Source organism: Kitasatospora sp. NPDC029367, from assembly GCF_055569135.1.
The window spans coordinates 47,046-59,226 of sequence record NZ_JBVHYH010000050.1 but is presented as its reverse complement, the minus strand read 5'-3'; the positions used below and the strand labels follow the sequence as shown (position 1 = coordinate 59,226).

Genomic DNA, 12,181 nt, shown 5'->3' with positions numbered 1-12,181 from the left:
GCGTCTGTTGGGGGTGGGTGGGACCGGAGAGGGGGGGTGGCCCCCCCCCCCCCCCCCCCCCCCCCCCCCCCGCGCCCGGACGGCGGTGAGCCTGCGCTCGTCCCGGCCGGCGAGGGCCCAGCGGCAGCCCTCGGGCGCGGCCCGGGCCAGGTACTCGGCGGTGAGCCCGCCGGTGAACCCGGTGGCACCGAACAGGACGAGGTCGTACGGGCGGGGCTCGGCCATCAACGTTCCCTACTCACGGGTAATCGACTGCGCCACGCTAGGAGCCCGGCGTGGCACTGTCAACGGTCCCGGGCCGGCGTCAGAGCACGTCCGCGAGGAACTGCCGCAGGCGCGGGCTGCGCGGTGCGTCGAAGACCGCCCCGGGAGGGCCGGACTCGACCACCACCCCGCCGTCCATGAAGGCGACGCTGTCGGAGACCGAGCGGGCGAAGCCCATCTCGTGGGTGACCACCACCATGGTCATGCCCGCGCGGCCGAGGTCGGCCATCAGCGACAGGACGCCCTTGACGAGTTCCGGGTCCAGGGCCGAGGTCGCCTCGTCGAAGAGCATCACCTGGGGCTCCATGGCCAGCGCGCGGGCGATCGCCACCCGCTGCTGCTGCCCGCCGGACAGCCGGGCGGGGCGCACGTCGGCTTTGTGCCGCAGGCCGACCAGGTCGAGTTGGCGCAGGGCGGTCCCGGTCGCCTCCTCGCGGGAGAGGCCCCTGAGCTTGCGGAGCGGGAGGGTGAGGTTGCGCAGCACGCTCAGGTGCGGGAAGAGGTTGAACTGCTGGAAGACCATGCCGACCTGTCGGCGCAGCAGGTCGGGGTCGCGGTGCAGGACGCTCTCGCCGTCCAGCAGGACGTCGCCGCGGTCGGGCTCCAGCAGGCGGTTGATCGTGCGCAGCAGGGTGGACTTGCCGGAGCCGGACGGGCCGATCACGGAGAGGGTGTGCCCCTCGGGGACGTCGAGGTCCACGCCGCGCAGGATCGGGGTGCCGCCCAGCGACAGGTGGAGGTCCCGGCTGGCCAGGCTGACCGGGGAGAACTGCGTGCGGGTGGCGGTGGTGGTGGTGGTGGCGCTGGCCGTGGTGGAGGTGGGGCGGTGGTCAGACACGTGCCGCTCCTTCGGGGACGGGGGTGGACTCGGGCGCGGGCCGGGCCTCGGAGCGGGAGGCGGCGGCCGACGGTGTGCCGCGCCCGTGGCGGAGCCGTCGGTCGATCACGTTGACCAGGTGCGTCAGCGGCACGGTGAGCAGGAGGTAGAACAGTCCGGCGAGCACCAGCGCGGACTCGTTGCCGGTGGTGGCGGCGGAGTCCTGGCCGATCCGGAAGAGGTCGCGCTGATCGGCCGTCAGGCCGAGGAAGTAGATCAGGCTGGAGTCCTTGATCAGCGCGATGAGCTGGTTCACCCAGGCCGGCAGCACCCGCCGGACGCCGAGCGGGAGGATGATCAGCCGCATCGCCGCCGCGTACGAGAAGCCGAGCGCGCGCGCCGCCTCGAACTGGCCCGCCTCCACGCTCTGGATCCCGGAGCGGAAGATCTCCCCGAAGTAGGCGGCGGCGATCAGGGACAGTGCGAGGACCCCGAGCGGGTAGGGGTCCGGCCCCCAGACCTCCATCCCCTGGGGGGCCAGCCCCACGCCGATCAGCAGGATGGTGACCGCGGCCGGAAGACCGCGGAACACGTCGGTGTAGACCCGGGCCGGCCAGCGCAGCCAGCGGGTCCGGGCGATGCCGGCCACCGCCAGCAGCAGCCCCAGGACGGTGCCGATGACGGCCGAAGTCACCGCGAGGATCAGCGTGTTGGGCACGCCGGTGGTGAGCAGGTCGGAGAGCGCGGAGCGCATCGATTCCCAGTTGAAGAACGTCTCCGCCAGCGTGCCCAGCTGGTCCACGTCGGCCTCCTTGTCGTCCGGTTCGGTGGTTCGGTGGTGGGGTGGTGGTGGGGGGTGGTGAGGGGGTGGTGAGGGGGTGGGTCAGGGCGTCGGGGACGCGCCGGCCGGTGCGCCCGTGGTCGGGGCCGCCTTGACGGGCGGGTAACCGACCGAGCCGTTACCGGGCTTGAAGCCGTCCGGCACCGGGCGGCCCGGGTAGTACTGCTCCTGGAGGCGGGTCCAGGTGCCGTCCGCGATCACCTCGTCGAGGGCCTTGTTCAGCGCGGCGAGCAGCTCGGGGCGGTTCTGGGCGACGGCGAAGGCGGTCGGCGCGGAGCTGAGCTGCTTCTGGGCGAGGACCACCTTGCCGCCGCTGTCCTGGGCGCTCTTCTCACCGATCTCCGCGGGCGAGATCCAGGCCTCGGCCGTCCCGGCCTTGAGCTGGTTCAGTGCGCCGTTGTAGTCGGGCACGCGCACCGGGTTGAGGTTGTTCTTGGTCGCGTAGTCGTCCTGGACGGTCCCCTGGACGACCACGACGCGCTTGCCCGCCAGCTGGTCGAAGGCGGTGATCGGCGAACCGGCGGGGACGTCCAGGCCGAAGTAGCCGAAGTCGTAGCCGTTGGTGAAGGCCACCGTCTTCTTGCGGGCCTCGGTGACGGTGATGGACGAACTGCCCACGTCGAACTTGTGGTTGGCGACCTGCGACAGCAGCGAGGAGAAGTCCGTCGCCGCGAACTCCACCTTGAGGCCGGCCTTGGCGGCGACGGCGGTGAACAGGTCGTTGTCGAAACCGGTGAACTTGCCGTCCTTGAGGTACACGTTCGGCGGCGCGTCCGAGAGGGTGCCGACGCGTATCGTCCCCGGAACGGACAACTGGTACGGATTGTCGGCGGACTTCGCCGAGGAGGAGCCGCCGCCGCAGGCGGTGAGCGAGGCCAGCGAGGCGAGGACGGCGAGAGTGGTGACGAGAACCCGGCGCGGGCCCATGGAGGCTCCAGAGGTGTGGTGGTGAGGGGACGCGCGGCCGACCGGCCCGATCCGGCCCAGTCCGGTCCGGGACATACGGGGACCGTGGACCGTGGACCTGAGCAGGGCGAACGGCAGCGCACGACCGCACGGATCAGGGCGGTCGCGGAAAGGGCGAGCGGAAGAAAGGAGGGAAGGGAAAGGCAGGAAGGAAACGGGGGGACGCGAGCGCCCGGCGTCAGAGCCGGAAGAGGGCGTGCGTCAGCAGCTGGGGCGACAGCTCATCGCCGTCACACGGCGCAGGTCGATGTGCCTGCGCGAAACGAGGTAGCCAGCCATGCGGGCACTATGCGTGGTGATCGTCGGCGGAGTCAAATCTCCGCCGACGCCACGGCCTCACAGTTCGCGGATCACGCGCCTGGTCAGCGCGTACCCGAACGCGCCGGTCAGGCACAGTCCGGTCGTCGCGAACACCGCCCGGGCCCCGAAGGCGTCCACGGCCGCGCCGGCCGCGATCACCGATAGCGGGAAGACCCCCAGCGCGCAGAAGGTGATCGCCGCCATGACCCGGGCCAGCAGTGCGGGCGGGGTGCCCCGTTGCACGCCGGTGACGACCAGGACGTTGGTCACCGTGCTGGCGCCGCCGGCCAGGAGGAGCAGCAGCACGGCGCCGACCAGGCCGGTGAACGGCACCAGGCCGATCGCCGCACCCATCACCAGGCCGGAGAGCATCGCCGTACGGCCGCGCGAGCGCAGATCGGTGAGGCCGGCCGCGAAGAGGCCGCCGACCAGCGCACCGCCGGTGAAGGCGGCCAGCAACAGGCCGAGCCCGACGGCACCGGCGCCGAAGCCATGGGTGGCCAGGGTCGGCAGGGCGACGCGGGTGGCGCCGCCCACCGTCAGATTGGCGATCACCGTCACCGTCAGCACCGCGCGCAGCAGTGGCGACTCCCGCAGCAGGGCACGGAAGTTCCTTGGTACGGAGGCGCGTTCGGAGATCGGGCCGGGCGGGGCGACCGGGCTGCCGCGACCGATCAGCAGCAGCGTCGCCGCCGACACGGCGAAGGTCGCCGCGTCCAGGCCCAGCGCGGCGGCCGGGTCCAGCCAGGCGACCAGCGGGCCGGCCAGTGCCGGGCCGAGCAGCCCGGCGCCGAAGGTGACCGTGCTGTTCAGGGCGTTGCCCGCATGCAGGTCCGCGGCGGGCAGCAGGGTCGGGGTGATCGCCCAGGCGGCCGGCAGGAACACCCCGGCGCCCAGGCCGACCAGCAGCGCCAGCCCGCCGATCAGCCGGAAGTCCGCCACCCCGGCGGCGGCCACCGCGCACAGGGCGGCGGTGGCGAGCAGCCGGCCGAGGTCGGCGGCCAGCAGCACCCGCCGGGCGCCGAACCGGTCGGCGAGCATCCCGCCGAGCGGGGTGGCGGCCAGCCGGCCCGCGCCGTAGGCGGCGACCACCAGGCTCAGTTGACGGGCGCCGCCGGCGAGGGAGTAGACCAGCAGCGGCAGGGCGACCACCTGGAAGGCGTTGCCGAACTCCGAGGTGGCCTGGCCGATCACCAGCAGCCGGAAGCCGCGGGCGCGCAGCGGCGCCAGGCCGAACCGGGGACGGAAACGCAACAGCCTTGCGGCGCGGGCTGGTTGCGCGTGGCCGTCTGCTTCCGTACGGCCGCCCGGCTCCGTACGGTTGTCCGCTTCCGCGCCGCCCTGCCCGTCGCTGCTCGTGCCGGTGCGGCTAGCCATCGAGCGACACCGGCAGCGACTCCAGGCCGCGCAGCATGATGGTGTTGCGCCAGGGCAGGGTCTCCTCCGGGGCGGCCAGCTCGATCCGGGTGAAGCGCGACAGCAGGCCGGTGAGCGCGACCTCGCTCTCCAGTCTGCCGAGGAAGGAGCCGAGGCAGCGGTGCAGGCCCTGTCCGAAGGCCAGGTGGCCGGGGTCGCCCCGGTCCAGGATCAGCCGGTCGGGGTTGGTGAAGCGGGCCGGGTCCCGGTTGGCCGCGCCGAGCGAGAGCAGTACCAGTTCGTCCGCCGGGATCTCGACGTCGTCGACCATCACGTCGGCGTTGGTGAACCTCAACGTGGCCATGCTGACCGGGGATTCGTAGCGGAGGAACTCGTCGACGGCGACCGGCATCGACGCCGGGTCGGCGCGCAGCAGGGCGAGCTGGTCGGGGTGGTGGAGCAGCGCCAGGGTGGCGGTGCCGAGCAGGTTGACGGTGGTCTCGTGGCCGCCGATCAGCAGCAGGAAGACCATCGAGAACACCTCCCGCTCGGTGAGTTCGCCGGCGTCCCGGGCCTGCACCAGGTCGGTGAGGATGTCGGCCTTCGGCGAGGCCCGCCGGGCTGCCATCAACTCCCGTAGGTAGTCGTTCAGTTCCTCGGTCGCCTGGGCGAACGTCAGGTCGCCGCCCTGGGTGAGGATCGCCGTCGACCAGGTGCGGAAGGCCTGCATGTCCTCCGGGGGGAAGCCGAGCAGTTCGCAGATGATCATGATGGGCAGCGGGAAGGCGAAGTCCGTGATCAGATCGGCGGTGCCCCGGCCGCGCAGCCCGTCCAGCAGGCCGTCGGCGGTGCGCTCCACCAGCGGCCGCATCTCGTCGACCCGTCGGCGGGTGAAGACGCCCTGGATCAGGCGGCGCAGCCGGGTGTGGTCCGGCGGATCGCTGTTGAGCATGTGGACGACCTCGGAACCGAGCGTCAGTCCCGCGCCGCGCCCGCTCGCGATGGCCTGGCTACGGCGGACGTCCTGCCCGAAGCGCGGATCCGTCAACGCGGCCCGGACGTCCTGGTAGCGCGTCACCAGGTAGACCGGCAGCCCCTCGCCGAACTCCACGACGGAGACCGCGCCGGCCTCGCGGATCCGGGCGAGCGTGGGGTACGGGTCGCGGATGAAGGCGGCCATCCGGGCTGCGGCGTCGTCGTCGACCGCGGTGGTCATGGGTCTCTCTCCTCGGGCTCGGAACTCTTGCGGCTGGGAGCCGGGTGGTCGGGTGGCTGGGCAGCCGGGTGGCCGGGAAGGCCGGGCAGTGGTGAAGGCCGTCAGACCGTCAGCGAGGGGAACGGCCAGCGGCGCACCCGCATCGGCAGGAACCAGGCGCGGCCCGCCTGCTCGGCGATCAGCCCGGCCTCGGCGAAGTCCCGGCGGACGGCGTCCGGCAGCAGGTCGACCTCGACGCCCTCGGACAGCGCCTCCAACTGTGCCAGGTGGCCCGGTTCGTCGATGGTGAACAGCTCCAGCGTCCCGAACCGGCGGTCCCGCACCTCGACGAAGCCGGGGCCGCGCCGGAGCACGCACTTGCTCGGGAAGTACGTGGCGCGCCAGTCGGCGAGCACCTCCTGCGGGCCACCGGTCAACTGCTCGGGCGGGTACAGGTGGTGGAACCGGCGCTGGGCCGCGCAGCCGTCCGGGCAGACCGCCTGCCAGAGCACGGCCAGCCCCTGTCCGGTCGCCTCGCGCAGCAGCATCAGCGCGCGGGCGGAGGCCGCCGGGGCGTCCGCGCACAGCCGTACCGGCTCGGTCAGCCGCAGGCAGCGGACCCCGGCCCGGTGCAGCTCGGTGACCTCCGCCTGCGCCGGGCCGGTCAGGGCGCGGCGGCCGAGCGCGAAGCCCGGCAACTCCCGTACGTCAGGGTCGTAGTCGAGCCAGAGCTCGACCTCGGGGGCGGCCGCGCGCCAGGCGGCGGCGCCACTGCCGTGCAGCCCGGTCCGTTCAGCCGATCGGGACGGCATTGGGCACCTCCTCGGTACGGGTACGGGTACGGGTACGGGCACGGGTGGCGGTGAGGGGGCGGGCTTCGGCTTCGGCCTCGGGACCGTGCCGGTGCCGCATCCGCATCAGCACCTGGTTGTCGGACTCGACGGCGACCTGGAGGTAGCCGTCGCCGTCGTGGAACAGCAGGCCCAGCGCGGTGAAGTGCTCCAGCACCGGCGCGACCGCCGCCGCGCCGCCGGGGACCTTGGCGGCCAGCGCGGCGGCCGAGCGGGGCCGGTCGAGCAGCCGGAAGACGGCGAGTTCCACCGGATCGGTCAGTTCGACCGCCCGCCAGTCGTACCCGGGGCGGGTGTTGACGAGCACGATCCGTGCGCCCGCGTCCCGGTAGCTGAGCCGGCTGTCGGGGAACCGCGCGAGCCAGGTGTCCACCGCCGCGCTCAGCCGCTCCGCGAGGTCGCCGCCGATCCCGCGCGGGGGCGCGCTGAACACGTAGGCCAGTTCGTTGAGTTCGCTCTCGGGGAGGCGGTAGGTCGCGCGGTACTGGAGGGCCGGCCGGGTGATCGCGAAGCCCAGCTCGGGGCGGTCGAAGTACGGGCTGAACCGCTCGATGGCGATCCGTCCCGCTCCGGTCGGCGGGTCGAGGTGGTGCAGCACGGGGAGCTGGCGGATCACCGACTCGTAGTCGTCCGGCTGTTCGCCCGGGAAGCCGTAGAGGTAGTTCCAGGTCACCGAGACCCCGGCGCTCTGCGCGTCCCGCAGTGCGCGGACGTTCTGGCAGCCGGTCACCCCCTTGTCCATGATCCGCAGCACCCGGGTGCTCAGGTTCTCGATGCCGGGCTGGACCTGGGCCGCGCCGGAGTCGCCGAGCAACTGGAACTGGTGGCGGCGCAGGTTGGCCTTGATCTCGAAGTGCAGCCGTAGGTCGACCGGGAGTTCGGCCAGCGATTTCAGGACGGTGTCGAAGTAGCCCATGTCCAGGATGTTGTCGACCACGTAGACGTCCAGCAGCTGGTGGCGCTCGGCGAGGGTGAGCACCTCTGCGAGGAAGTCGGCCGGTGGCTTGGAGCGGAACGCCATCGAGGACCCGTTGAGCCCGCAGAAGGTGCAGTGGTGCTTCTCGCCCCACCAGCAGCCACGGGAACCTTCGAGGACCAGCTTGGGGTCGACCCAGCCGGCCGCGACGGAGGCGTCGAGCCGCTCGAAGAAGCCGTCGTAGCGGGGCGTGAGGATCGCGGCGGGCGGCAGCGGCCGCTCGGTCATCGGATTGGCCGTCGACCTCCCGGTGGCGTCGCGCCAGCACAGGCCGGGGACGGTGGAGGGGTCCTCGCCTGCCAGGAGTGAGGGGAAGGCGGCCTCGCCCTCGCCGCGCACCACGTAGTCCAGGAAGGGGAAGTTGCGGTGCAGCGCGGCGCCCTGCGGACCGTCGCAGTTCGCGCCGCCGAAGACCGTGCGCACCTGCGGGCAGCGGTGCTTGAGCAGCTTCGCGGCGGCGAGGCTGGCCGTGTTCTGCTGGAAGGTGGTGGTGAAGCCGACCAAGTCCGGTGGGTCGGCGGCGAGTTCGTCGACCAGCCGGGCGATGAACGCGGGGGCGAGGGCCCGGACGGACCGGGTCAGGGCGATCTCCTGCGGGCTCGCGCCGTTGGCGGCCAGATAGGCGAAGTAGTCGGCGGAGCCGTCGTGGTCGCCGCCAGGGTCGCCGCCGTTCTCGTCGTCGTACAGTGCGCCGGCGAAGGCCCAGTCGCCCGCGCCCTGGAAGTACGACTTCTCGGAGAAGTACTGGTAGTCGTCCACGCCGAAGCCGGTGGTCCCGGCGGCCCAGTCCACGAAGTCCAGGTTGGCGTACCGCACTTCGGTCTCGTGCCCGGCCCGGGCGGCGGCCGTGTGCAGGATCCCGAGGGCCAGCGAGGGCACGTCGATCGCACCCCAGGGCATGTGCAGCAGGACGATACGCATGGTGGCCACTTCTGTCGGTCGAGGGCGGTCGCGGTCGGTCGTGGTCGGTCACGGGACGGTTGGCGGGCCGTCGCGGTCGGTCGCGGTCTTTCGAGGACGGTCGGCGGGGTGTCGCTCCGGGGCACCGCGGGCCCCCCGGAGCGACGGTGGGTCACTTGTCCTTCTGCTCCGGCTTCGGCTTCGGCTGCCCCTTGAGGGCAGGCGCGACCGCTGCGGCCTTGGTGAGGTCGAGCGAGAAGTTCTGGACCACCACGGCGCCCCGGTCACGCTCCGGGGTGCCGATCGGGTCGTTCTGGATGCTGCGTCGCTTCATGGCTGTTCACCTCCTTCCATCGGATCGGTGGGTGCCCCGGGGCGGTCGCCCCGGGGTGTCCGGGGGAGCGGTGCCGGCCAGGCGCGCCCGGCGAAGCGGACCATCGCCTCCAGCACCGATCGGTGGTCGGCGGTCCGGCGGCTGTAGTGGCCGCCGTCCACCCAGTGCAGCTCGTGCGGCACGGCCAGCCGGCGCAGGTCCGCGGCGTACCGGTCGACCTGTTCGGGCGGGCAGCGCTCGTCGGTCCGCGAGGCGACCAGCAGGACGGGCGAGCGGACCCGGTGCACGTACGAGCGCGGGTCGGCCGCGCGGTAGCGCTCGGGGACCTCGTCCGGGGTGCCGCCGAAGAGCTGGCGGTCGACCTCGCGCAGGGCGGGGGTGGTGGTGCGGTAGGTGGCGGGGTAGTCCGCGATCGGCTGGGCGGCCATGCCGAGCGTCCACAGCTCGGGCTGAGCGCCCAGCGCGAGGAGGGTCAGGTAGCCGCCCCAGGAGAATCCGCAGAGGCCGGTGCGCTCCGCGAGCGCCGTGCCGTCGGCGACCAGTTCGGCGCGGACGGCGGCCAGGTCCTCGATCTGGGCCAGGCCGACCCGGTGGCCGTAGTCGTGCTGCCAGCCGGAGCCGTAGCCGGTGGAGCCGCGGTAGTTGGTGCGCACCACCGCGTAGCCGTGGCGCACCAGGGCGTTCACCCGGGGGTCGTAGGAGTCCCGGTCGTGGGTGGCGGGGCCGCCGTGGACCAGGAACAGGGTCGGCCACGGGCCGGGGCCGGCCGGGGTGCTGACGAAGCTGTGGATCCGCCCGTAGGGCTGGGGCGTCCAGCGTCTGCTGCGGCGGGTGCGGTCATCGCCCTCCGGAGCGCGGGCCGGGCCCGGGTGGGGCGGCTCCTCGGCGCCGGGGCGCAGGACCAGTGGGCGGGGCGGGGTCGACTCCCGGCTCCAGACGCAGTGCAGGGTGCCGTCCGGGGCGCAGGACAGGTCGTGGATGGTGCCGCCGGGGGTGCGGATCTCCCGGGCGGGCGCGGGCGCGGGCGGGGACGGGGCCGGTTCTGCCGGTGGGCCGAGAGCGGCCGGTAGGTCGAGGGCGGTCGACGGGCCGAGGTCGGCGAGGAGCAGTCGGCTCCGCCCGGCCCGCTCGTGCTGGATCAGCACCCCGTGCGGCCCGCCGTACCAGCCGGCCGAGATCTGCGAGTCGAATGACAGCTCCGGGTGTCTTCGCAGGCCCGAGTCCGCCCGCCAGGTCGCGACGGAGTACCGCTCGTCCTCCTCGATCACCAGGAGGAGCTCGGGTTCGCGCACGGCGAGGGGGTTGAACTCGATCGGCCAGAGCCGCAGTCGGGGGCTCCCGGCGAGCCGCGTCGCACCGTCCGGCGCATTGGATGGCGCGCTGCACGGCGCGTTGGACGGCGCGCGGCCCGTCGGCAGGTGCGACGGCGCGTCCGTCGGCCACAGGAGCACCGCGTCGTCCCCGTCGGGGCGTCCGCCGAGGGCGAGCAGCCGGCCGTCCGGGGACAGGTCGGCCAGGCCCAGGTACCCCGGCGCCGAACCGATCGGCCGGGCCTCGCCCGCAGGCGGGCCGACGTAGCAGTGCGAGGTGTCGCCGGTCCCGACGGCCACCGCCGCCAGCGCGCCGGTCCGGTCGAAGGCGACGCCGTAGGCCCGGCCGGGCGGCACACCGTGGAGTGCCGCGCCGCGCGCACCGCCCGTGAACGGCTCGCGCCACCACCGGCCCTCCCCGGCGCCGTCGGAGTCGAACCACCAGATGGCCTCGCCGTCCGGTTCGATCTCGCTCAGGTGGACGCCCTCGGGCCGGTCGGTGACCACCCGGCGCCGGTCCGTTCGCCGGTCCCAGGCGACCGCCTGCCAGCGCTCCTCGACGAGCCGGGTCTCGACCGCGCGGTCGGCCGCCAGGGCGGCGAAGCCGGGGGACTGGAACGCCTGCGTCACGGACCCGGCCCTTTCGCTTCGACGGTGGGAACGGAGCGCGCTGAACGTGCCGGGGCCGGTGGACCGGTGTGAAGGTCAGGTGAACCCGCGTGAAGAAAAGGTCACTTGCGGAGGATCGCGGCCACTCTAGGAGGGTGTCGCGGTCACGACCAGACCTCTCGCACAGATGGCCGAAAGTCAGCTGGGATGAATCCGCCGGCCGTCCGAGTGCCGTTGCGCCCCGCCGGACAGCGGCTCCGCCCCGCCGGACAGCCGCTCCGCCCCGCCGAGCTGCCCCGCCGCCCTGACCCCGCCGCCCCGACCCCGGCGGTGCGGGCGGTCCCGGGCGGATGCGAAGGTGGACGGCGTGAACGAGACGATCATGGCAGCCGCCCGCGAACGGGCCGCCGGACACCGGCGCCGCTTCGACCTTCGCTTCGAGGCCTACTTCGACGCCCTGCCGGAGCGCCTCGACACCCCGCCGCTCAGCCGCTTCACCCCGCGCAGCCTGGAGCTGCTCCGGGACCTCTCGCTGCGCGGCGGCAAGCGCCTGCGGGTCGCGCTGCTGTACGAGGCGGCCCGGCTCGTGACCACCGACCCGGTGCCCGGCCTGGCCGAGGCCGCGCTGAGCATCGAACTGCTCCAGACGCACGGGCTGGTCCACGACGACATCATCGACGACGCGGCCGTGCGCCGCGGCGGGCCCTCCACCTACTACGCCTACCGCCGGGAGTTCCCGGAGTCCGAGCGGACCGCGCTCGGCCTGGCCGTTCTGGCCGGGGACCTCGCCGCCTTTCTCGCGATGCGGGTCCTGCTGGAGGCGGACGTACCCGCCGAGCTGCGCCAGGCGATGCTGGAGGTCCAGCTGAACGCGGGGGCCGAGACGGTCGCCGGCCAGATCGTGGACCTCGAACGCGACTTCCGGCCGCTCCCGGACGAGGAGTTCCTGCACACCGTCTGCGAGTACAAGTCCACCCGGTACTCCGTGCTCGCCCCGCTGCGGCTGGGGCTGCTGACCGCCGGCGAGGACGTGGCCCGCCACGACGCGCGGCTGCGCCGGTACGCGACCCTGGTCGGCATCGGCGGCCAGCTGCGCGACGACTACCTCGACCTGTTCGGTGAGGAGGACGCCACCGGCAAGTCGACCGGCGCCGACCTCCGTGCGGGGCGCCGCAGTTACGCGGTGACCGCGCTGCTCACCGCGGCGGACGAGGCGCAGCGGGCCCTGGTGGAGTCCGCGCTCGGCGACCCGCAGTGCCCGGCCGCCACGGTCGACCGGGTCCGCGAACTGGCCCGGCTGCTGGGCGTGGACGGGAAGCTCCGTGCCGACATGCGCCGCTGCGCGGAGGCGGCCCGCGCGGAAGCCCAGGGCTGGCGACCGTACTGGCGGGAGGAGGCGGTGGCCTTCTTCGAGGGCCTGCCGCTGTCGAACGTGATCCCGGGCGCGTGATCCCGGGGACGT

The 12,181-nt window shown here is 73.5% G+C and carries 10 protein-coding genes and 1 pseudogene; 1 reads left to right on the top strand and 10 read right to left on the bottom strand.

Features of this window, described 5'->3' with window-relative positions:
• From ACZ4W5_RS25020 to ACZ4W5_RS24975, 10 genes and pseudogenes are all read right to left on the bottom strand, one after another.
• Positions 1-225, bottom strand: a pseudogene (locus ACZ4W5_RS25020) (hypothetical protein); the annotation flags it as partial.
• A 79-nt stretch (positions 226-304) separates the two neighbouring features.
• Complete coding sequence (locus tag ACZ4W5_RS25015; protein WP_465657006.1) at positions 305-1,102, bottom strand: amino acid ABC transporter ATP-binding protein; 798 nt, start codon at positions 1,100-1,102, stop codon at positions 305-307.
• The gene (locus ACZ4W5_RS25010) at positions 1,095-1,883 is read right to left on the bottom strand and encodes an amino acid ABC transporter permease (RefSeq protein WP_465657004.1); all 789 of its coding nucleotides are present in this window, start codon (positions 1,881-1,883) and stop codon (positions 1,095-1,097) included. Before ACZ4W5_RS25010 ends, ACZ4W5_RS25015 begins: the two co-directional genes overlap by 8 nt.
• An 81-nt stretch (positions 1,884-1,964) precedes the next feature.
• Entirely contained in the window at positions 1,965-2,924 is a 960-nt protein-coding gene (locus ACZ4W5_RS25005) for an ABC transporter substrate-binding protein (protein ID WP_360232517.1), read from the bottom strand.
• 300 nt (positions 2,925-3,224) lie between these two features.
• Positions 3,225-4,565 (bottom strand): MFS transporter, encoded by a 1,341-nt coding sequence (locus ACZ4W5_RS25000; protein ID WP_360232514.1) that lies wholly within the window; start codon positions 4,563-4,565, stop codon positions 3,225-3,227.
• The gene (locus tag ACZ4W5_RS24995; RefSeq protein WP_360232511.1) at positions 4,558-5,760 is read right to left on the bottom strand and encodes a cytochrome P450 family protein; all 1,203 of its coding nucleotides are present in this window, start codon (positions 5,758-5,760) and stop codon (positions 4,558-4,560) included. Before ACZ4W5_RS24995 ends, ACZ4W5_RS25000 begins: the two co-directional genes overlap by 8 nt.
• 101 nt (positions 5,761-5,861) lie before the next feature.
• A complete protein-coding gene (locus tag ACZ4W5_RS24990) occupies positions 5,862-6,551 on the bottom strand; it encodes a DUF5825 family protein (RefSeq protein ID WP_465657002.1) in 690 nt (229 codons plus the stop codon).
• A complete protein-coding gene (locus ACZ4W5_RS24985; RefSeq protein ID WP_465657001.1) occupies positions 6,532-8,487 on the bottom strand; it encodes a RiPP maturation radical SAM C-methyltransferase in 1,956 nt (651 codons plus the stop codon). Before ACZ4W5_RS24985 ends, ACZ4W5_RS24990 begins: the two co-directional genes overlap by 20 nt.
• A 151-nt stretch (positions 8,488-8,638) precedes the next feature.
• Positions 8,639-8,800 carry a hypothetical protein gene (locus ACZ4W5_RS24980; protein WP_360232502.1) on the bottom strand — a complete coding sequence of 54 codons (162 nt, stop codon included), beginning with the start codon at positions 8,798-8,800 and terminating at the stop codon, positions 8,639-8,641.
• Positions 8,797-10,740, bottom strand: a complete 1,944-nt coding sequence (locus ACZ4W5_RS24975) for an alpha/beta hydrolase family protein (RefSeq protein ID WP_465656999.1) — start codon at positions 10,738-10,740, stop codon at positions 8,797-8,799. Before ACZ4W5_RS24975 ends, ACZ4W5_RS24980 begins: the two co-directional genes overlap by 4 nt.
• Positions 10,741-11,101: 361 nt before the next feature.
• On the opposite strand from ACZ4W5_RS24975, the gene ACZ4W5_RS24970 reads away from it, so the two are divergent.
• Positions 11,102-12,169, top strand: coding sequence for a polyprenyl synthetase family protein (locus ACZ4W5_RS24970; protein WP_465657021.1), 1,068 nt, complete (start codon positions 11,102-11,104; stop codon positions 12,167-12,169).
• Positions 12,170-12,181: the final 12 nt, after the last annotated feature.

Excerpts from the sequence above, each read along its gene's own strand:
- ACZ4W5_RS24995 (WP_360232511.1), bottom strand. The coding sequence starts at position 5,760 with ATGACCACCGCGGTCGACGACGACGCCGCAGCCCGGATGGCCGCCTTC.
- ACZ4W5_RS24970 (WP_465657021.1), top strand. The coding sequence starts at position 11,102 with ATGGCAGCCGCCCGCGAACGGGCCGCCGGACACCGGCGCCGCTTCGAC.
- ACZ4W5_RS24990 (WP_465657002.1), bottom strand. The coding sequence starts at position 6,551 with ATGCCGTCCCGATCGGCTGAACGGACCGGGCTGCACGGCAGTGGCGCC.
- ACZ4W5_RS24980 (WP_360232502.1), bottom strand. The coding sequence starts at position 8,800 with ATGAAGCGACGCAGCATCCAGAACGACCCGATCGGCACCCCGGAGCGT.
- ACZ4W5_RS25005 (WP_360232517.1), bottom strand. The coding sequence starts at position 2,924 with ATGTCCCGGACCGGACTGGGCCGGATCGGGCCGGTCGGCCGCGCGTCC.
- ACZ4W5_RS25000 (WP_360232514.1), bottom strand. The coding sequence starts at position 4,565 with ATGGCTAGCCGCACCGGCACGAGCAGCGACGGGCAGGGCGGCGCGGAA.
- ACZ4W5_RS24985 (WP_465657001.1), bottom strand. The coding sequence starts at position 8,487 with ATGCGTATCGTCCTGCTGCACATGCCCTGGGGTGCGATCGACGTGCCC.